The 21,570-nt window shown below is 27.6% G+C and carries 19 protein-coding genes; 7 read left to right on the top strand and 12 right to left on the bottom strand.

Features of this window, described 5'->3' with window-relative positions; translation table 11 throughout:
* Positions 1-26: 26 nt before the first annotated feature.
* The 3 genes from ACFYH6_RS04400 (at position 27) to ACFYH6_RS04390 (ending at position 3,346) form a co-directional block, all read left to right on the top strand.
* Entirely contained in the window at positions 27-1,103 is a 1,077-nt protein-coding gene (locus ACFYH6_RS04400) for a tetratricopeptide repeat protein (RefSeq protein WP_416179632.1), read from the top strand.
* Between the two features lie 122 nt (positions 1,104-1,225).
* A complete protein-coding gene (locus ACFYH6_RS04395) occupies positions 1,226-1,909 on the top strand; it encodes a response regulator transcription factor (RefSeq protein WP_416179633.1) in 684 nt (227 codons plus the stop codon).
* 3 nt (positions 1,910-1,912) lie between these two features.
* Entirely contained in the window at positions 1,913-3,346 is a 1,434-nt protein-coding gene (locus ACFYH6_RS04390) for an ATP-binding protein (protein WP_416179634.1), read from the top strand.
* Positions 3,347-3,519: 173 nt separating this feature from the next.
* Here the strand turns inward: ACFYH6_RS04390 and tyrS are convergent, their stop codons facing one another.
* From tyrS to ACFYH6_RS04365, 5 genes are all read right to left on the bottom strand, one after another.
* On the bottom strand, positions 3,520-4,740 hold the full coding sequence (gene tyrS, locus ACFYH6_RS04385; protein ID WP_316343128.1) for a tyrosine--tRNA ligase: 1,221 nt from the start codon (positions 4,738-4,740) through the stop codon (positions 3,520-3,522).
* A 297-nt stretch (positions 4,741-5,037) separates the two neighbouring features.
* Positions 5,038-5,451 carry a hypothetical protein gene (locus tag ACFYH6_RS04380; RefSeq protein ID WP_316343129.1) on the bottom strand — a complete coding sequence of 138 codons (414 nt, stop codon included), beginning with the start codon at positions 5,449-5,451 and terminating at the stop codon, positions 5,038-5,040.
* A gap of 126 nt (positions 5,452-5,577) precedes the next feature.
* Positions 5,578-6,657 carry a diguanylate cyclase gene (locus tag ACFYH6_RS04375; protein ID WP_416179635.1) on the bottom strand — a complete coding sequence of 360 codons (1,080 nt, stop codon included), beginning with the start codon at positions 6,655-6,657 and terminating at the stop codon, positions 5,578-5,580.
* Between the two features lie 133 nt (positions 6,658-6,790).
* Entirely contained in the window at positions 6,791-7,909 is a 1,119-nt protein-coding gene (locus ACFYH6_RS04370) for a Ger(x)C family spore germination protein (protein ID WP_416179636.1), read from the bottom strand.
* On the bottom strand, positions 7,906-9,321 hold the full coding sequence (locus tag ACFYH6_RS04365) for a spore germination protein (RefSeq protein WP_416179637.1): 1,416 nt from the start codon (positions 9,319-9,321) through the stop codon (positions 7,906-7,908). Before ACFYH6_RS04365 ends, ACFYH6_RS04370 begins: the two co-directional genes overlap by 4 nt.
* Positions 9,322-9,622: 301 nt before the next feature.
* Here ACFYH6_RS04365 and ACFYH6_RS04360 point away from each other — a divergent pair, with 301 nt between their 5' ends.
* Together ACFYH6_RS04360 and ACFYH6_RS04355 are read left to right on the top strand one after the other, a co-directional pair.
* Positions 9,623-10,717, top strand: a complete 1,095-nt coding sequence (locus tag ACFYH6_RS04360; protein WP_416179638.1) for a GerAB/ArcD/ProY family transporter — start codon at positions 9,623-9,625, stop codon at positions 10,715-10,717.
* A 214-nt stretch (positions 10,718-10,931) separates the two neighbouring features.
* Positions 10,932-11,087, top strand: coding sequence for a zinc-ribbon domain-containing protein (locus ACFYH6_RS04355; protein WP_016207738.1), 156 nt, complete (start codon positions 10,932-10,934; stop codon positions 11,085-11,087).
* Positions 11,088-11,386: 299 nt separating this feature from the next.
* Here ACFYH6_RS04355 and ACFYH6_RS04350 read toward each other — a convergent pair whose 3' ends face one another.
* The 6 genes from ACFYH6_RS04350 to ACFYH6_RS04325 all read right to left on the bottom strand — a co-directional run bounded on the left by ACFYH6_RS04350 (position 11,387) and on the right by ACFYH6_RS04325 (position 17,321).
* Positions 11,387-12,214 carry an ABC transporter substrate-binding protein gene (locus ACFYH6_RS04350; RefSeq protein ID WP_416179639.1) on the bottom strand — a complete coding sequence of 276 codons (828 nt, stop codon included), beginning with the start codon at positions 12,212-12,214 and terminating at the stop codon, positions 11,387-11,389.
* 122 nt (positions 12,215-12,336) lie between these two features.
* Positions 12,337-13,257, bottom strand: coding sequence for a prenyltransferase (locus ACFYH6_RS04345; protein ID WP_416179640.1), 921 nt, complete (start codon positions 13,255-13,257; stop codon positions 12,337-12,339).
* Positions 13,257-14,096, bottom strand: a complete 840-nt coding sequence (locus ACFYH6_RS04340; protein ID WP_416179641.1) for a carbohydrate ABC transporter permease — start codon at positions 14,094-14,096, stop codon at positions 13,257-13,259. Before ACFYH6_RS04340 ends, ACFYH6_RS04345 begins: the two co-directional genes overlap by 1 nt.
* On the bottom strand, positions 14,077-14,958 hold the full coding sequence (locus tag ACFYH6_RS04335) for a carbohydrate ABC transporter permease (RefSeq protein ID WP_416179642.1): 882 nt from the start codon (positions 14,956-14,958) through the stop codon (positions 14,077-14,079). The genes ACFYH6_RS04340 and ACFYH6_RS04335 overlap by 20 nt, the downstream gene beginning before the upstream one ends.
* Positions 14,951-16,225, bottom strand: coding sequence for an ABC transporter substrate-binding protein (locus ACFYH6_RS04330; RefSeq protein WP_416179643.1), 1,275 nt, complete (start codon positions 16,223-16,225; stop codon positions 14,951-14,953). The genes ACFYH6_RS04335 and ACFYH6_RS04330 overlap by 8 nt, the downstream gene beginning before the upstream one ends.
* A gap of 1 nt (position 16,226) precedes the next feature.
* A complete protein-coding gene (locus ACFYH6_RS04325; RefSeq protein WP_416179644.1) occupies positions 16,227-17,321 on the bottom strand; it encodes an ABC transporter ATP-binding protein in 1,095 nt (364 codons plus the stop codon).
* 535 nt (positions 17,322-17,856) lie between these two features.
* Between ACFYH6_RS04325 and trpS the strand changes: the two genes are divergently transcribed.
* Together trpS and ACFYH6_RS04315 are read left to right on the top strand one after the other, a co-directional pair.
* Entirely contained in the window at positions 17,857-18,864 is a 1,008-nt protein-coding gene (gene trpS / locus ACFYH6_RS04320) for a tryptophan--tRNA ligase (RefSeq protein WP_416179645.1), read from the top strand.
* A gap of 69 nt (positions 18,865-18,933) precedes the next feature.
* Complete coding sequence (locus ACFYH6_RS04315) at positions 18,934-20,142, top strand: O-antigen ligase family protein (protein WP_416179646.1); 1,209 nt, start codon at positions 18,934-18,936, stop codon at positions 20,140-20,142.
* A gap of 431 nt (positions 20,143-20,573) precedes the next feature.
* On the opposite strand, the gene galU is transcribed toward ACFYH6_RS04315, so the two are convergent.
* Positions 20,574-21,446 (bottom strand): UTP--glucose-1-phosphate uridylyltransferase GalU, encoded by an 873-nt coding sequence (gene galU, locus ACFYH6_RS04310; RefSeq protein WP_416179647.1) that lies wholly within the window; start codon positions 21,444-21,446, stop codon positions 20,574-20,576.
* Positions 21,447-21,570: the final 124 nt, after the last annotated feature.

Genomic DNA, 21,570 nt, shown 5'->3' with positions numbered 1-21,570 from the left:
TAACTTTATTAAAAGGAGAGACAATAATGAAAAAAACAATTAAATTAGAACTTATATTTTTTATTTTTATTATAACAATATCACTAATCTCCTGTGTTGACTCAACAAAGAAGGTTACAGTATCAAATAATACTAAAGAGGAAATCTTAGTAGAAGAAAATATATCTAAAGAGCTTATTATTAATGGAAAAAAACTTCTTGCAGATGGAAAATATGATGAAGCTATGGCTAACTATAATAAGGCAATAGAATTAGATAAAGCAAACAAAGATCTATATTTAGAAATCAAAGATATTTTTTTAGAAGCTAATAGACTTGATGATGCTTACTTTGTCACCAAAGAAGCTATCTCTAATAATGTAGATGTTGATACTATGAAACAAATAGCAAAGGATATATCTGAAAAACTTGAAGTTATAAAAATTAATGATAAAGTTGAACAAGATTTAGAATACTACCTTCCTAAAAACGTAAATACAACTATAAATGGAAAACCTATTTCTCTACCAATAAACTGGGACAATTCTAAAGTAGACACAAGTACACCAGGAACCTTTGAATATTATGGATATAACGAAGAATATGGTAGAAAAGTTCAAGTTAATTTGACAGTAACAGAAGTTATTTATGATAAACAAATAGGATCAATTAAAGATATCTATACTATTGATGGTAAAACTTATATAGATGTTGATTTAGTTGAATGGTATTTTGGACGTGAGGAAGCTCTCGCTGAAGCTATTAAAGATAATAATGCTGGTATAAATGAAAAAGGAAAATACTTTCTTCCAAATCCTTATTATATAAGAAATAACTTTAGTAAGATAACAACCTATGAAGTGTCAAATGACTGTAGTTTCCAATTATTATATCATGACTTTGTTGAGGTTTTAGGCTTAAATCCTAATTATCCAGGTAATTCTGCTATAAATATAATGGCTTCATTTGATGACTTTAGAAATTATATTGATTTAAGAAATCCTATGGATATAGGTGATTTAAGTATTAACAATGATAAGCCAATAACTCATAGAGAAACCTTATGTTGGATTGAATTAAAAAATAATGTAGCCTATTCTATCTATAGACAATATACTCCTTAAATTTTAAATAGTAACATTAAAGAAAACATTTTCTTTAATGTTACTATAATTTATTTATTTTTTGTATGTAATTAGTAAATTTTTCTTATAATTAATATATACTAATTTGAAGGGATGATTATATGAGTAATGAAATACTTATTGTTGAAGATGATAAATCTATTAATGACATATTATTTTATGCCTTAAAATCAGAAGGATATAAACCTTATAGTAGCTTTTCTTTAAAGGAAGCAAGAGATTCTATTAATATAAATTTACCTAATTTGATTTTATTAGATTTAAATTTACCAGATGGAAATGGCTTTGATTTATGTAAGGAAATTAATTCTAAGTATTCTATTCCTATAATTATCCTTACTGCTAAAAATGATGTTGTAGATAAGGTTTTAGGCTTAGAATTAGGCGCTGACGATTATATAACTAAGCCCTTTCATATTAAGGAAGTATTAAGTAGAGTTAAGGCTGTACTTAGAAGAATAGAAAAATCCTCTTCCAATTATAATGCCGACTTTGTAGAAATAAATTCAAATATTAAAATTAACTTTAAAAACAGGACAGTTTTAAAAAATGATACTATGGTGCAACTAAAGCCTAAAGAATATGAGCTTTTAGAATTCTTTGTCCAAAATAAAAATAAGGTCTTTTCAAGAGAACAATTAATAGATAACATTTGGGAATTTTCTTATGATGGTGATATTAGAACTATAGATATTCATATTAGGCGACTTAGAAGTAAATTGGACATCCCTAATGAACCTTCTATAATAGAAACTGTCTTTTCTGTTGGATATGTTATGAGGTAAAATATGAAGATTAAGTATAAATTTACTTTAATTATAACTATCACTATGATACTTCTAGGAGTCTCTTTAAATATTGCTGTTAGAAAAATATTAAAATCAAATATGGAAACTTCAATTACAAACTCTCTAAAAGAAGTTATGAAAAGTAGTAGAGAATCAATAAAATATACTTTGTCTGTAAGGGATTATATTTTTAAGGACAAAGCCTTGCTTCAAGAAGGAAATTATCTAATTGAATATATATCTTTAAATTATGAAAGCAAACTTGAAATTTCAGATGTAAATGGTGAATTAATTGCTACAAATATAGAGGAAAAACCAGTTGAATTTACAAATAACCTGCCTGAAGTTAAAGATGGTAAAACTATAGTTAATATAAAATATGATAACAATACTCTTACTGGGATTCTTTCTTATCCAATAATAATCAACAAATCATACATTGGAATAATGAACTTAACTAAAGATTACACAAATTTACTAATTGACTATGAAAAAGCTACTAATATTTTAACTTTAATTGAAACTGCTCTAATAATCTTTATATTCGGTATTTCCTATAGACTAACTAATAAAATTGTAACCCCAATTGAAAAGTTAACTTCTGCTTCAAAAAAACTAGGTGAAGGTAATTATGATATTGATATAAATATAGAAGGAAATGACGAAATATCTATTCTTTCAAATGAGTTTATTAATATGAAATCAAAAATACAAGAACAAATCTTAGATATAGAAAACGAAAAGGACAAGGTTGAAAAACTCGCCTTAAGTAGAAAGATATTTTTTGATACTGTTACCCACGAACTAAAAACCCCACTAACTTCAATTATAGGGTATTCAGAAATGATTTTAGAAAATGTTGTCGATGATGAAGAATTTAAATTACGCGCCATAGGTAGAATTCATTCAGAAAGTGAAAGATTAAATACCTTAGTTCTAGAAATAATAAAAATTTCAAAGGGCTTATCCTCTATAAATGATATATATGAAGATGTGGAAATTTCTGAAGTAATAAATCAAACAATTTCTGACCTTTCTATAAAAGCAGAAAAATATAACCTTTCTATATCTTCAAATATAGAAAAGGCAATTTTAAATATTAAATTAAATAAAATAAAGGAAGTCTTAATTAACGTTATAGATAATGCTATAAAATACTCTGCACAGGAATCTATAATTCATATAAATTCTTATAAAAGCAATGATACTTATAATATAGAAGTTATTAATTTTAGTGAAACACCTATACAAAAAGATATTTATACCCATATATTTCAACCATTTATAAAATCAAATAATCCTAATGATGAATACAGTACAGGCCTAGGCTTATTCCTATGTAATGAAATAATAAAAGATCATAATGGAACCATAACCATAGAAAATGGACCTGAAATAAAAGTAAAAATCACATTACCAAAAAGGAGCTGCTGAATAGAGCAGTTCCTTTTTGGTAATGTAGAATTTAGAATGTAAAATGTAGAATTAATGAAGTGATTTGTTCCAAATCACAATAAATATATAATTTTTAGAAACTCCCTCGGAGTTTCCTCCTTAATTCTACATTCTTCATTTTACATTTTTCATTGTGCCATAGCACACTAATGCTATTCTACTACTATCTTATTATAGTTTTTCTTTCCTCTTTTTAATAATGCTGAGCCATCTTCTAAATCTGATTCTTCTAAAGTTCTTGTAACTTCAGTAACTTTTTCTCCATTTAAGGATAATCCACCTTGTTGAATTAATCTTCTTCCTTCAGCCTTAGATGGAACTATTTTATTTTCAGCCATTATATCTAAAAGAGTAGCTCCTAATTTTTCTTTAGAAATAGTTACAGTTGGAACATTGCTCATATCAACTCCACCTGAGAATAAGGCTTCTGCAGCAGTTTTTGCTTTCATTGCTTCTTCTTCTCCGTGGACAAGCTTAGTAACTTCAAAAGCTAATCTCTTCTTAGCTTCGTTAATTGCTGCTCCTTCAACTGCACATATATCTCTTATTTCATCCATAGGTACAAATGTTAATAACGCTAGGCACTTTTCTACATCTGCATCGTCAACATTTCTCCAGTATTGATAGAAATCAAATGGTGAAGTCTTTTCTGCATCAAGCCATAATGCTCCTCCAACAGTTTTCCCCATCTTTTGACCTTGGCTATTAGTTAAAAGTGTGCAAGTCATAGCCATAGCTTGACCTTGAGCCTTTCTTCTAACTAATTCAACACCTGCAATCATATTTGACCATTGGTCATCTCCACCTAGTTCCATTTTACAACCGTATTTTTGATTTAATACGTAGAAATCATATCCTTGCATTAACATATAGTTAAATTCTAAGAAAGAAAGTCCCTTTTCTAATCTTTGCTTGAAGCATTCTGCAGTTAACATTCTATTTACTGAGAAATGTACTCCTACTTCTCTAAGAAAATCTACATAATTTAAATTTAGTAGCCAATCTGCATTGTTTACTAAAATTGCCTTATCATCTGAAAAGTCTATAAATCTTTCCATTTGCTTCTTTATTGAATTAACATTATGTTCTATTTGCTCCTTAGTAAGCATTGTTCTCATATCAGTTTTTCCAGATGGGTCTCCTACCATTGCAGTTCCACCACCAAGAAGAGCAATTGGTCTATGTCCTGCCTTTTGCATATGAGCCATAAACATCATTGCAATAAAATGTCCAACATGTAAACTATCTGCTGTTGGATCAAATCCTATATAAAAAGTTATTTTCTCCTTTTCTAGCAATTCTCTTGTTTCATCTTCATGAGTAAATTGCTTTATGTATCCACGATCTAATAACTCGTCTAAAACATTAGCCATTCTACGTATCCTCCTCTTATTTTTACTTATTATAGTATATCTTTTTATTATAATAATATCAATTAGTGAAAGCATTTTTTAAGCTAAAAAAGAAAAGCCCTTGTTAATGCTATCGCCAAAAGCTTTTCTTTTTTTAATATTTTCCTTAGGGAAATTTCACAATTAACTATCTCATTTTATTATTTTATTATTAACTTACTTTTTATCTATAAATTTATAAATTATTTACGCTCCGTAAGGTTACGTTTAATTATTTTCTCACCTAATTAACATTAATACTTTGTATACAAAGTATCTTTATGCTACATATTCCTTAATAAAGTCTGGAAGTTCTTCTAAGCATTCGCAATTTAAGTTTATAAAAATATTCAAGTTGTACTTTTGAGAGAATTCCTTTAGCTTTTTAAACAAATTAATTGATTCAGATATATTCTTGTTAACAATATTTGATAAAGCATCAACATAAACGTTTTCAACATCATAATTTTGGGATACCACACCACAAATAAGACCATAAAAACTTTCGCAATCTAACACACCTAACTCATTAGTATCTACAAACCTAATCTTTCCCTTTAACTGTAACATTCTTCTTGCGTCATCATCGATATAAACAGAATCTCCTTTGGCCATTAATGAACGTTCATTTGCAAGCTCAATTAATTTTTTTGATTTACCTGCACCTCTTTTTGAACAAAAAATTTGAATCATTGGAATCCACTCCTTTAATAGATTTTTTATATCTTATTTTATATATATTCTTTATTAATGGTTTTATTTACACTAAAATCATTAATAAAATAAAAAGATAGAGAAACATTTTGCTCCCTATCTCTATTACCAAAAAAAATGTGAACTCATAACTTTATTCTTACCTGCATGCTTAGCTTTGTAAAGAAATTTATCTGCACAATTTATTACAGCCTCTAGAGTATCACCGTCATAGGGATAAAAGCCTAGGCCAAAACTTGCTGTTATATTCTTCTTTATTTTTCCTTCTGAAATATAATTTTTAGATAGAGCTGCTCTAATAGAGTTTATCCTAGAATATATATCATTAATATCATCAGTACAGTCTATATATAAGATTATTTCCTCTCCACCATATCTAGCTATTATATCTTTTTCTTTTAACATGCCTTTTATTAAATTCGTAGTATCTACTAAAACTTTATCACCAAATTGATGACCTAAAGTATCATTGATTTTCTTAAAATCATCAAAATCTATCATTACTATTGCATATTCTTTTACATCTTTATTATTTACTCTCTCATTTACGATTTGATAAAAAGTTTTTCTATTATATATTCCAATTAAAGCATCGCACTTAGCTGATTTTTCAATCTTTCTATATAAAATTGAATTTTCTATTGCTATAGCTATTTGACTTGCTATAGAGTTTAAGAAAATTTCATGAAATTCAGTAAAGAAATTATAATGAGTATGATCAACTACAATATAACCTATAACTTTTTCTTCCACTTTAATTGGTATTCCAATTCTTGAATGAATATAAGTCCCATTATTATCATCCCAAGTTATTGCTATCTTAGAATTTAAAATAAAAGTTTTATGGTTATTCATATATTTTATACATTCTTCACTAAGTTTTATACTTTCTTCTGTTCCATTAGTAGCCTTTATAATAAACTCTTCATTTTCATTTAGATAAATACTACATTGAGTAACTCCTATAATCCCTATTATCATATCATTAATCATAGGTATTATAGCTTTATTACTTAAATTTGAATTTATATAATTACTTATTAATATTACATTTGAAAGCATATCTAAATTTTTTTCGTATTGTACATTTATAGTGCTTAACTCTTGTATCTTATCTTCAGCGATTTTCTGATAGCTTTCGTAATCTGACTTGATTTGCTGATACTTGACTTTATAATCGTCCATACTCCCTCCCCATTTTTACGTATAGTATGAATCGAATTCAGAGAACCTATATAAATTAATCTTACTTTATTTTCCTTTTAATATCAATAGATTTTTACTTTATTTGTTAATCATATAAATTATTATGTATATTTTACAAACTATCTTTTACTATTCCAGTTCCTTCAATAATTAACTCAACATTTACTTCTAAATCTGTTATACTAATAGGATTCTCAATGGTTTCCTTTGGATAATTAATATTTAAAAGCCTTGCTATATCAAAGACATCTATTCCTTGTTCTTTATACTTTTTAAAGGAATTTTTAAGATAGGCCTCAATTTCCTTTTCCTTTGATGCTTTTATATAATCTAATAGTTCTTTATCCACTATAGCTCTTCCTTGAATTTCTGCAATGGAAGCTCTAAGCTTTAAATTCTTAATTAATTTTATTCTTGAATTATCATAAGTTAAGCTACTATTAGTAGTATTGCCCAAAATTTCTAAAGTTATAAACCCTTTTTCATCTTGTGGATTAGAAATTTCTAAAGTTCCCTTATTAACCTTATTAGTTAAAAGATTGTAACTCATAGCTTCCCTAGAATCTATTTTATCTACTAATTTTCCATCCTTTATTACAGCTCCACCACCAATTTCTATTTTCTTATCTAAAGCATCTTCTTTAATTTCAACACTTCCTATTACATAAGTGTTATTAGATTCTTTTTGATTGCTAAGATAATCATTGATATTAGCTCTCATAGCCCTTGGATTTCTAGTATTCTTATGAACTAATTCTTCAAGATAAAGTCCTAAATACTCTTCATCACTAGAGGTTATTTTTAATAAATCATCTACTTCACCAAAGTATACAAATAAATCTGGTTTTATTTGAAATTCCTGATTATTATTTATTAAATCTGTGTATTTATTTATTCCTTCTTTAGCTGCTCTTTCTGTAAATATATAGGCTCTATTTTGAGAGTAATTCAGTTCATAACTAGAGGCTAAATTAACGTCTCTTAATGCTTCTAATGTTGTTTTCCCCATTCCCTTATATATTATTCTTTTTCCCTTATCTGAACTTTCATTTGTACTTCTATATGGTTTAACACAATCTACATAAACCACTGATCTTCCAAAATCATCTGTATCAAAAATAATACTGGTGGAAAAACTCACTTTGTTTATATCTTTATAATCAAAACATCCTACTAATATTAAAGGAAGAAATGCTACTGAAAGAAATTTAATAAAAATCTTAGCCTTCATTTTTTATCTCCCCTTTTTATAAAGTCTTTTGATATTCTCCTTAATGAACCTCTTAATATTACATCCTTAAATTTATATTCACTTATACTTCCAATTGGAAATAAGAATTGATATCCTACTGAATCTAATTCTGATAATTGTATTACAAGCAGTATAGATCCTGATAAAAATCCTGGAATTCCAAAGGCAGCTGCAAAACACACTAATACTAATGCCCAAAAGGATAATGCTCCATAAAGCTTTGGTATTAAGAAATATGATAATGTGCTTAAAGCTACTACTATAATAGTAATTCTTGAAGCTATTCCTGCACTTACAGCAGCATCCCCTAATATAAGGGCTGAAACTATACTCATTGCGCCACCTATGGGCTGTGGTAATCTTAGTCCCGCTTCTTTTATAAATTGGAAGGCAAGCATCATTAAAATTACTTCTATAACGGTTGGAAATGGTACACCAGCTCTAGAAACTGCTAACCTAAACATAAATAAAGATGGTATCATTGAAAAATGATATGTTATTATTGCTACATATAATGCAGGTACCATAGTTGCAGTAAAAAAAGCTATCCATCTTAATATCCTATTAAAGTTACTATAATATTTATTAAGATAATAATCGTCTGGCATTTGGAAATTTTCCAAGAAAAAATAAGGTACTGTAATTACAAAGGGAGTTCCATCTACTATTACTCCAACTCTTCCTTCTAATAGCTTTGCACAAATTTCATCTGGCTTTTCAGTATATCCTACTGTATCAAAAAAACTATTTTTACTTTTAAGAGCATCTTCTATGTAATTAGTATCTAATATAAATCGTAAATCTAAATTATTCACTTGATTTTTTACTTTGTCTATTAAGTCCTTAGGAGCTATTCCATCTAAATAACATACAGCAATAGCTGTTTGAGACTTTTCTCCCACTACTAGAGCTTCAAATTTTAAGTCTGGATTTTTTATTCGCCTTCTTATTAATGCTACATTATTAACTATTAATTCATTAAAACCTTCTCTAGGTCCTTTAAGAACTGATTCTGTTTCAGGAGTACCAACTCCCCTTACTGGAAAGCCTTTAGCTTCTACATACATTATTTCTTTGTATTTTTCAAAAACAACTGCTGGATCCCCTGATAATACATGCATTATAGCATCATCTGCATCCTTAGCTATTCCTGCAGCATTTATATCTAAAGCATTCTCAATAACTTGCTGTAATGATATAAATTCACCACTTTTAGGCGGCAAATCTCCAAAGCCTCTAAGTGGGGATACAACATACTCACTTATCATTTCAGCATTACATAAGTCATCAATAAATACTATAGTTGCCTTGCCTAATACAGTCTTTACTGGTCTATATTTAACATCAAAGGAGTTTTTTAATTTCTCCTTTATATATTCTAAATTATTCATATACATCACCTATTTGTATTATTTGTTCTAAAGAATTTTAATATACACCAAGGGAGGAATTACTTTAAACTTTTAAATTATTTTTCATATTTATTCATATATTTAGAAGTTTTAGCTAATACTTTCTATAGGAAGATAAATATTATATTTCTTGTTCCGTCGCTTCGCTCCAAGTCACCGAAATATAATATTTATCTTCCTACAAACTAAAGGAAATAATTCCTCATTTTATTCGGAATTATAAAAAAGTGTGTTTGTTAATTTTTTAGTTTTTAATTACTATAATTGAAAGGGTTTTATTATGAACAAAATTTCTAGTAAACATTTTATATTATTTATCATTGGGGTATCTATAATTTCTATTAAGACTTATATGTCAGTATTTATAGATATAGGGGGAAGAGATACATGGCTGGCTTCCTTAATAGCTGGAATAATTTTTATCGCATTGTTACTTTTCATAGTTAATATTTATAAAAATACGGATTCTTCTGATATAAATGAGATTTTTCTTAAAGCACTTCCAAAGCCTTTAGGAGTATTCTTTCTATTTATATTTATATTAGCGTTATTTATAAATTCTATTGAATCAGCAGCTGTTGAAGCTAATGTACTTCATACAACTTTATTTATTGATACCCCAGTTTGGTATGCATTAATATTTTTTATAGTACCTTCACTATTTATTTTTAATAAAAAGGTTCGTACAATACTAATTTTTATATTAATAAATGTTTTTGTACTTATATTAAATGGAGTTGCATTTTTTATACTTTCACAAATGTATAAGGATATAAACCACTTACTACCAGTCCTTGGCAATGGATTATCTACCAAGTTCTTTACTACGATTTTGTTAATTTTAGGAAGCTTATCTTCCTTTATGATAGTAACTCCTTTTATAAAATTTATTGATAAAGGTGAGCATATTGTTAAACATAGCTTTTATTCTGGGCTAATTGTTATTGCCTTTGTAGTAATTTCTTTTGTAGGTGCAATAACTGCTTTTGGTCCATATAGAGCTGCAAATATTTTTTATCCTGAATTTGTATTAAGCCAAAGAATAGAAGTAGCTGGATTTTTAGAATTTGGAGAATTATTTTTTATAGTTCAAACAGTTATTGGATTTTTCCTGAAATATCTTTTATCTAGTTATAGCATATTATTAATATTAGAAAGAGTATTTAAAAATAAGCCGTTAATTATAGGAATTTATACTTTCCTAACTTATGTTTTATCAAATTTCTTAGGTATGAATAATTTTTACCTATATAAAATATTAAAATACATACAGGTTGTAAATTTAATAGCCTTTGTACTACTTCCTATAATAGTATTTACAGTGTATTATTTAAGATTTAATAAGAAAAAAATCCATAATAATTCATCAAGATAATATTTAAGGATTATTTAGAATATTTTAAATATTTAAAAATATTCTTTATATTTTTTGAAATATTCCTTGCAATATTTTCCCATTATGCTATAATATAGTTGAATATTTAAATGATTAGGAAAAATTCGATACATCTGTCCCCTTAAAGTTCATATATGTCCTTAAGGAAGATATTATCAATTTATACCTATGAATTTTAAGGAGGAAATTATAAATGGAAGATAAGAAAATAATATGTAAAGATTGTGGAAAGGAATTTGTTTTCACAGTTGGAGAACAAGAATTCTACAAGGAAAAAGGATTCGATAACGAACCTGTAAGATGCCCAGATTGTAGAAGAGCTAGAAAAGCACAAAACAACAGAAGATAGTTTCTGTTTTTAAGTAAAGGTTATATCAAGATTTCTTGATATAACCTTTATTGCTTTTATGTATTATTCTTTAAAATTAGGACAAAATACTCTAAAGAAGAATTATACATAGGAGAAATTAAAATGCAATTTACAAAATTATTTTTTACATTAATGGTTTTACTATCAATAATTTTTTTAATATTTAAATTTTCATTTTGGGCAATAAGTCTAATAATACTATTATCCACTATATTTCTAGTAATAGATTTTTTTCACCTTAAAGTCTAAGGTGAAATTTAAGTATATAAATACAATCATTATTTATTTTGTATTAATTCTTCTCCATTATATAGCTTCTTAATTTCTCCCTCTCTATACATCCACTCTTGGCATAAATCAAAATCTTCTTTTTTATATTCTCCATTGATTTCAAAAGTAAAGCTTCTAAAGCCTTCTGCTATTGCCTTAGGAAATCCACAGTAGCCCATAAAATAATTAACCTTTTCTTCTCCAGTAGAATTATTAAATATTTCTGCTGCTTCATTTAATGCTCTATGAAAATTTCTAACTCCTTCAGGATTCTCATTATAAAAATCTTCATCAAAGCACCACATAACTAGATTTTTATCACTATTTCTTGAATTCCAAATTACTTTTCCACCATTATTAACTACTTTAGAAACAAAGGGTTCTATTGCAACTAAAGCATCAATTTCTCCCTTATTTAAGGCTTCAATCCTCTCATTTGTATTGTTAATCCAAAGAATTTTAGGATTTCTTATAATGTCCTTCAAATCATTTTCTAAAAACAATCTAAAAAGTCCACTTCTATTAACACCAACCCTTATTCCTTCTAAACTTTTAGGTAAATCTCTGCCACCAACTAAGTTTATAGTTCTTGTTAAATTTGATGTAATAACAGCTCTTTTACCCTTTTCAAGCATATAAAAGAAGAAGGTTGTATCTCCCATCATAGCATCCGATCTACCTTCTAAAAATTCTATATTTCCATTAAATAAGAAGTCTTCATCTAAATATAAATTCATATCTATATTATATTTTTTAAATACTCCTAGTTTATCAGCTAATATTGAAGTTAAACTTAATGGGTTTTTCTTTATTAAATTCAAATTTATCCTTACCATAAATCATCCTCCTGCATACTTACAGTCATTAAATTATATTGTTCTTAAAGGTTGTAACATATTATGCGTAAGACGACTTGGATCTTGCGAGGTCGGCTTAGCATAATATGTTACAACCTGCTCTATACAATATATATTAAAAATTCTAAAGACATAATAAAGTGAAAGCTATATATAAGAAGTAATGGTCTAGGTCCCCACTCTTTCCCCATTTCCTTGTATACTTCCTTTATTTTATAATAATCCTTATACCATTTAAGGTATCCATAATAATAAAATATAAGTAACCCTGATATAAATATTATTAAGGTTATTTTTGAAGTTAAAAATAATATTATCCAAGCTAATACCATAATTATTCCTTCTGGTATTATTAGCTTTATAGAATTTCTAAAGCCTATAACATGTGGCAAGGTAACTCTTATACCCTTGTCCTTTTCATAATCAGAAGTATTATTTGTAGACATTAAAAATACTGTCATTATCATAGCTATAAGAGAATATAAAAATATTTCAATACTTACTTTACCTTGCTGTACATAAGCAGATACAAAGGAGCTTATACCCCCTGCAAATATTCCAGATACTAATTCCCCTACTGGATAAATTATATAAGGTTTTGGTCCTAGAGAATAAGTTATTGCAGCTAAGGCACTTATTATTCCTATAATTAAAATATTAATATTCTTAGTTATTAAAACTACTAAAAGCCCAGAACCTCCGCCTAAGGCTAACATAAAGATTAAGGCTATTACTGCATCTAAAAATTTTGCATCTCCCCTAACTAAACCTTCACTTCCTAGGTGTCCTGTAAAGGTATCTTCATTTTCTTCATTCTTTAAAAATGCTCTTATTTCATTTGCTATATTAGCAACTATATTTAAGCTAAAGCCAGCAATAAACATTAAAATTAAAGGTATTATCTTTATATCCTTTGCTAAATAAGCTCCAAACAATCCACCACTTAAAGCTGGAAGTCCTGTGGCAAAGCCAGTTCTAATCTCCATAACTGTATAAATACGTTTAAAAAAATTATTTTTCATTACCTAATGCTCCCTGATGTAATTCCTTGATAAATATGTTTTTGTAAAAATATAAAAAATAATATCATTGGTATTATGCTTATTACGATTCCAGCACAAATTACCTGCCACTGTGTAGATGCTGGTCCTATGAAATTAAATAAACTAGTTGAAATAGTATTTAACCCTTCACCAGGCATATATAAAAATGGCACATAAAAGTCATTGTATATTGAAATTATTTTAAGCATAATAGCAGTTGCCGTTGCAGGCTTAAGTAAAGGAAATATAACCTTTCTATATATTTGGAAATATCCTGCTCCTTCTAACATTGCTGCCTTGTCTAAGTCTCTTGGAACCTTTTCTAAAGCTTGTATATAAATATAAACCATTAAAACATCTGCACCTAAATATATAATTATTGGAGCAAGTCTAGTATTATATATACCTATAGCGTCTACTATTTTAAAGGTTGCAACTTGAGACATTTCCATAGGTACTATTGATACAAGTAAATACATAAATAAAATTACTTTTTTAAACTTAAATTCAAATCTACTTATAACAAAAGCCACCATTGAGCCTAAAATTACACTACCTATTGCTCCAAAGAATATTAATATAAAGGTATTAATAAATCCCATAAGCATTTTCCCATTTACAAAAGCCTTTATATAATTTTCAAAATAAGTAAAACTATTTGGAGGAGTAATTCCACTAGTTCTTGTAAATTCATCGTAAGTTTTAAAGGATCCAAAAATAACAGTTATTAAAGGTAAAAATACTACTATTGTCCAACCTATTAAAGCAGTATATTTTAATATTTTTGCTATTATAGACTTAATATTCATCTTCATCATTACTATATACCTTCTTTTGAATAATTGTAGCTATTATAATTACTATTGAAATTATTACTGCCATAGCAGCTGCAAGTCCTATTTTCTTTTGCTCAAAGGCTGTTTTAAGGGTTTGTAATAAAAATGTGCTAGTTCCATTAGAACCATTAGTCATTATCATAGGTATTTCAAAAACAGATATAGCACCTATAATAAGCAGAAGAAAATTTATTTTAATTATTGTGTGTATATTAGGTAATATTACATATCTAACCTTTTGGATAACAGAGGCTCCTTCTATTTCTGCAGCCTTTATATATTCCCTAGGTATAGATTGAATTGCTCCAAAATACATAATAAAGCTTCTGCCTGTAAACCTCCAAAGAGATATACTTGCTAAAGTGTAATTAACAATTCTAGGATCCCCTAACCAATAATGTACAAACTCTCCAAAACCTAAGGCTCCAAGTGCTGCATCAAAGGTTCCCCCTGGCTCAAAAAACACTCTAAACATCATTGATATAGCAACTCCGCTTATAAGAGTTGGAAAAACAAAGCTTGCTTTAAAAAACCCTTTAAATTTTACCTTTGATGATAGCATAATAGCAAAAATCATAGCTATTATTATTTGAAGTATTCCAGATAAAAAGTAATATAAACTATTTTTAAATACTTGAAAATAAGTTGGGTTTGTTAGTACCTTTATATAATTATCAAAGCCAATAAACTCTTTAGTGCTTGATATTCCATTCCAAGATGTAAAACTATATATAACTATTTCAATTATAGGTAAAAATCCAAATAAAAATAATAATAAAATAGGAAAAAAAAGAAAGAGAAAAATAATTTGTCTTTCTTTTTTTATGAAATTTACATTATTCATTTGCCTTTACTGCAGTTTCCCACTTAGATTCTAAAGAATTTACATAATCAGTATAACTTTCATTTTGATTTGGATATAAACCTATATTAATAACCTTTTGAAGTACATCAGTTAATCTTCCAACACCTACTTCATTAGCAATTGCAGCATACTTAGCATCAATTTCTGGAGTTTCTGTAGCTGATGTTAAAACTATATTATTCTTTTCAAAAATCTCTTTTTGTTCAGCATTTAAATCTTCTTTACTTGGTGACATTCCACCTAAGTCCTCTGCATATCCACTTTGAGCTGAAATAAAGAATTCTAAAAATGCCTTAGCTGTTGCTTTATTTTCACTATTTTTATTTATTCCAATTACTGATGGTGCACCAAAGGCAATACTTGTTTGACCATTAAACTTAACAGGTAATGAAGCAATGCTTATTTTACTATCATTTGAAGTAAGACCTTGAATCATCTTTGCATCTTGAGAGCCCTTCATTATCATAGCTACTTGTCCATCTGCAAGCATTTGTAATGACTTATTAAAGTCTCCTGTTATAGGATCTGGTTCAGTAAGCCCATTTGAAGATAACTCATAGAATAAATCCATTATTTCACGTATTGGTTGACCTTCTTTAAATGCAGTTCCTGCCTTTAACATTTCTGATCTATATTGTTCTCCACCATAAGAAGTTAATGTTCCTCCCCAAGTTCCTAATGTCTTATTGTAATTTGTATAGAAAGGAATAGCATCAGTATTTTCTTTTATCTTCTTGCAAGCCTCTACAAACTCTTCTGTAGAAGTTGGAATTTCTTCTACTCCAGCTTTCTTTAAAACTTCTTCATTATAAATAATTCCTAAGCTATTTAAAGCAACTGGTAATCCATATGCAATATCATTATAATCTGCTTCTGTAACATCAATATACTTTTCTTCAAGTTCAGAAACACTTCCTAAGGCTTCAAAATAATTTTCATATTCTTCAGGAGTTCCATTCATAGTAAATGGTATAAATAAAACATCACCATAATCCTTAGTATTCATTCTAGTTGATATATACTTGTCATAATCTGAAGATGATTCCCATACTATATCTTCAACATTTGGATATAGCTTTTTAAAATCTTCCTCTATTTTTGCAAATAATTCATCTGCATCTGTTCTAGATGTAACAACTTTTATTGTTCCCCCAATTTCATCAGTTTTCTTTTCTTCTTTACTTTTACATCCAACCATAAGGATTGGTAACATTAATAAGCTTGCTATTATCTTCTTTGCCTTCATTTTAATTGCTCCTTATATTTTGTTTTGTTAATATATCAAAAACATTAGCTTTACTAAAATTAAAACCAATATTAATTCTATCCCCTATTTTTATATTATTTACCTTATAATCCTTTAAAGTAACCTTAATATCATTATGTCTAAGATAATAAATTGTTTCACTTCCAAGATACTCGATTTTTTCTACAGTTCCTTGAAAATATTCTTCATTAGGATTATCTACCTTAATAGTATCTTCAGATCTTATGCCAATTATATATTTTCCTTTATTTAAATCATTGAACTCCTTAGGTTTACTAAATTTAATTGAGTCTCCTATAATTATATGATCTTCATCTATAATTACATCTATTAAATTAATTTGAGGTCTACCAATAAAAGTTGCTACAAATATATTACTAGGGTTATTATATATTTCGAAAGGACTTCCTATTTGCTGAACTTCTCCATTATTTAATATAACTATCTTATCAGCCATAGATAAGGCCTCCACTTGATCATGAGTAACATATATAGTGGTTGCATTTAATTCATTATGCAAATTTCTAATTTCATTTGAAGTAGAATTCCTAAGCTTAGCATCTAAATTAGATAAAGGTTCGTCCATTAAAAAGCACTTAGGATTCCTAACCATAGCCCTAGCTAAAGCTATTCTTTGCCTTTGTCCACCTGATAAATTCTTAGGCTTAGACTTTAAGCACTCCTGAAGCTTTAATATATTAGCGGCCCACATTACTTTTCTATGAATTTCCTTTTTATTTTCCTTCCTTATCTTCATTCCAAAAGCAATATTTTCATAAGCAGTTAAGTGTGGATACAAAGCATAGTTTTGAAAAACCATAGAAACATCCCTATTCTTAGGCTCTATATCATTAATTACTTTACCATCTACTATTATTTTCCCTTCAGTTATATCCTCAAAGCCACAGATTAAATCCAAAAGAGTTGATTTACCACTTCCACTAGGCCCAAGTATTACTACAAATTCACCCTTTTCAATTTTAAAATCTGTATTTTTAAGTGCATACTTATCAGCATTCTTATACTTCTTAGATAAATTATGGAACTCTATATAACTAATATTAATCACCTCCATATAAGTCAATAAATATAAATATTTACAATTGCTATATTAGTATATATCTATTTAGATTGATAAATCAATAACAAAGTTGGATTTTACTATGCAAAATTTAAAATGAAAAAATGAAGAAATTAAAGAATGAAATAATTGTAGAGATAATTCAGACAAGCTGAATTATGAAAATTATAAATTCTCAAGGAATTTAATCCTTAATTCTTTCATTTTCTCATGCCAATTTTGCTTCAGCAAAAAGGCTCTTCATTATTTCATTTTTGTTTTGTATTACGCATTTTGCGTAAGCAATAAGCTATTTCATTTTTTCATCTCGATTTTGCGAATGCAAAAGAGAAGCTTCATTCTTTCATTTTAAAAAACTCTGAAGGAGTTTTCACCTAAATTCTACATTTTACATTCTACATTCTTCATTATATAAGATTGCTTTGCAATCTTATAATTGACATGGTCTTTTCCCATCCCTATAATTAATATATAGTTAATGGTTACGTTATGTAGTAATTAATGTGCACAAATGAAAGGAGTGCTTTAATTGGAAAATAATATAGAGAAAAAGAAGGTTATTTTTAGTGGAATTCAACCTTCTGGTCAATTAACTTTAGGAAATTACCTAGGGGCTATTAAAAATTGGGTTAAACTACAAGATGAATTTGATTGTTATTTTTGTGTAGTTGATTTACATGCAATTACAGTTAGACAGGAACCAAAGGATTTAAGACAAAGAACTTTAGAAGTTCTTGCAATATATATTGCTGCAGGCATTGATCCTAAGAAGAATACTTTATTTATACAATCTCATGTACCAGCTCATAGTGAAGCAGCTTGGCTTTTAACTTGTAACACTTACATGGGTGAATTAGGAAGAATGACTCAATACAAAGATAAATCTCAAAAGTATGGTGATTCCATAGGGGCCGGACTATTTACTTATCCAGTTTTAATGGCAGCTGATATCCTTTTATATAATGCAGATTTAGTACCTGTTGGTCAAGATCAAAAGCAGCATTTAGAATTAGCTAGAGATATAGCAAATAGATTTAATAATGTATATAGCCCAACATTTAAGATACCTGATCCATATATTCCAAAGATAGGGGCAAAGGTTATGAGCCTTCAAGAACCTACTAAGAAGATGTCTAAGTCAGATGATAATCCAAATGCTTATATATTAATTATGGATCCACCTGAAGTAATTAGAAAAAAGGTAGCTCGTGCTGTAACTGATAGCATTGGAGTTGTTAATTATACTGATGAGCAACCAGGAGTTAAAAACCTATTAGATATATTAATTGCAATTAAGAAAACTACTGCTGAAGAGCTAGTTGAATATTATAAAGGAAAAGGATATGCTGATTTAAAGAAAGATGTAGCTGATGCTATTGTTTCTGAATTGGAGCCAATTCAAAATAAGGTTAATGAAATCCTTAAGGATAAGAAAGCTTTAGAGGAAATATATAAGCTAGGTGCTGAAAAGGCTAGCTATGTTTCAATGAAGACTCTTAGAAAAATGCAAAAGAAAATTGGATTTATTCCAAGGTAATAAAGACTCCTTTTAAAAGGAGTTCTTTATTTTTCATAAATTAATATTAAGAAAATGAGGTTAAAAGTTATGAAAGCATATAAAGTAGTATTAAATAGTCTGATTTTATTATTTATAGTTTTGTATCCACTATTACCTAGTTATGGTTCTATAAATTCCGATTTAATTTTATACTTACTATTTATTGTTCAAGTATTTGGACTACTCCTTTTTAAAAATGAAAGAAAAAATTTTATACAAACCTTATATTTATTATTTAAAGATAAAATTTTTATATCCTTAGCTTTGTTAAATCTAGTTATGTATATGTCAACTATAGTAGCCGAAGATAAAAGAATTGCCTTAATTGGAAGTATTAGATTTTCTATGTATATTTTTATTTATTATTCCATAGCTTACAAATTAAAAATTAAAGAAAAGTTTAATGCAATTATGATTTCCTTTCTAGGTGTTGCATCTCTTTCAGGAGTTATAAGTATTATTCAATTAATTAATTTAAAATTATCACATATTCAATTAAGCGATGAACATAGAATATCATCTTTTCTAGAAAACCCAAATAATTTAGGTGCTTATACAGTTTTATCAATTTTTATAGCATTACTATTATTCTTTAACGAAAATGAAAAGAAAAAGAAAATAATACTTTTATCTTCATTAATACTACTTACTATAAATATTGTCTTATCTCAATCAAGAAATGCATTATTAGCTTTATTTATAGGTGCTTTATTAATCGCAGTAATATATGATAAAAGAGCTTTAATTCTTTCTATAGTCCTTCCTATAATAATGTTTATTATTCCAGAAAGTCGTTATAGAATATTAGATATATTAAATCCTGATCAAAATAGTAGTAGGATTAAAATTTGGAAATCTGCTGAACTTATGATTAAAGACAATCCTTTATTTGGTATAGGTTATGATAATTTTGCTGTGAAATATCCTAACTATGTATATCATAATCCAGATATAGTAATCCATGGTAGCTATAAAGCAGAACATCCTCATAATATTTTTTTAAAGATGCAAAGTGAGTTAGGTATATTAGGAACAATCCTCTTTGTGTTATTTCTTTTATTCACTTTATTTACATTATATAAATATGTCAAATCTACTACTGATTTAAAAACTAAAGCTTTGTTAATTGGGATAACAATCTCATTTATTACTTTTCAATTTATGAATTTAGTAGATTGCTATTATTCTTCATTAAAAATAATAATAACTATGATAGTAATACTTTCTATATCAACTCTGGTATCTAAAAAATATTAAAAAATGGAGCTGTCACATTAGCGGGTAATAAAATCTGCTAGCGATAGCTCTTCTTCTATATTTAAAAGAGATTCTTTCAATTTCTCAGAATAAAATTATCACATATCTAAAAAAAGCATTTTAATACTCCTAAGAAAAAAGGTTTTTAAAAGCTTAATTATGAAGTTTTCTTTAGCACATAAATCTTCTGAAATTCATGTTTTGTTTCACTTGCGCAAAGGAACCTTCTACTTGAATATTTCTATTTATTCAATATGAAAAGAAAGTTTTAGCTGATAAACCTTTTGTTTTAAAGTGTAATTTTTTCGTAATATTTTTTATAGGCACAAAAAATATTTTCTCATAAATCCTAGACTTTTAAAGTCTGGGATTTATTTGTTTTCCCCCAAAAAGGAGCTGTGCACTAATTTTTAATACGACAGCTCCATTTTTTATTTATTTTTCCAATTCCTATTTGTTAAGTATTCCATAAATGGTTCTCTTAAATCATCTCTTTTTAGTGCAAATTCTACAGTTGCTTGTAAGAAACCTAGTTTATCTCCTACATCATATCTTCTCCCCTCAAAGTTGTATGCATACATAGCTTCATTTTCTATTAAAGTTTGAAGAGCATCAGTAAGCTGTATTTCTCCACCTTTACCTGGTTCTGTATTTTGTAATATATCAAATATTTGAGGAGTAATTATATATCTACCTAATATAGCAACATTACTTGGTGCCTCTTCTACTGATGGTTTTTCAACTAATTTTTTAACCTTATAAACTCTATCTTCAATATGAATTCCATCTACTATTCCATATTTATTTACATCTTCATGCTTAACAGTTTGAACGCCTAAGATTGTTGTCTTATATTCCTTATAACAATCCATTAATTGTTTAAGGCAAGGAACTTCTGAATCAACAACATCATCTCCAAGTAAAACAGCAAATGGTTCATTTCCAACAAAGGCTCTAGCACATAATATAGCATGCCCTAATCCTTTAGGCTCCTTTTGTCTTATATAATGAATATCAACCATATCTGATATATTTCTTACCATTTCTAAAAGATCATCTTTATGATTCTTCTCAAGTTCCATTTCAAGCTCTACAGATTTATCAAAATGATCCTCTATACATTTTTTATTTCTTCCTGTGATTATTAATATTTCTTCAATTCCTGAAGCAACTGCTTCTTCAATTATATATTGAATTGTAGGCTTATCAACTATAGGAAGCATTTCCTTTGGTTGAGCCTTTGTTGCTGGTAAAAATCTAGTACCAAGGCCAGCTGCTGGTATAATGGCTTTTCTGACTTTCATATCTATCCCTCACATCTATATATATATATTTTACATAATATAACATATCTATATTATCATATTAAAATAAATAGTTCAATTCACCTTTAGTAAATTGAACTATTTTATAAATTTTGAACATTTA

This window comes from Clostridium sp. HCS.1, assembly GCF_047900555.1.
Taxonomy (GTDB): domain Bacteria; phylum Bacillota; class Clostridia; order Clostridiales; family Clostridiaceae; genus Clostridium.
The sequence above is the reverse complement of the archived record's forward strand: the minus strand, read 5'-3'. Positions and strand labels throughout refer to the sequence as shown.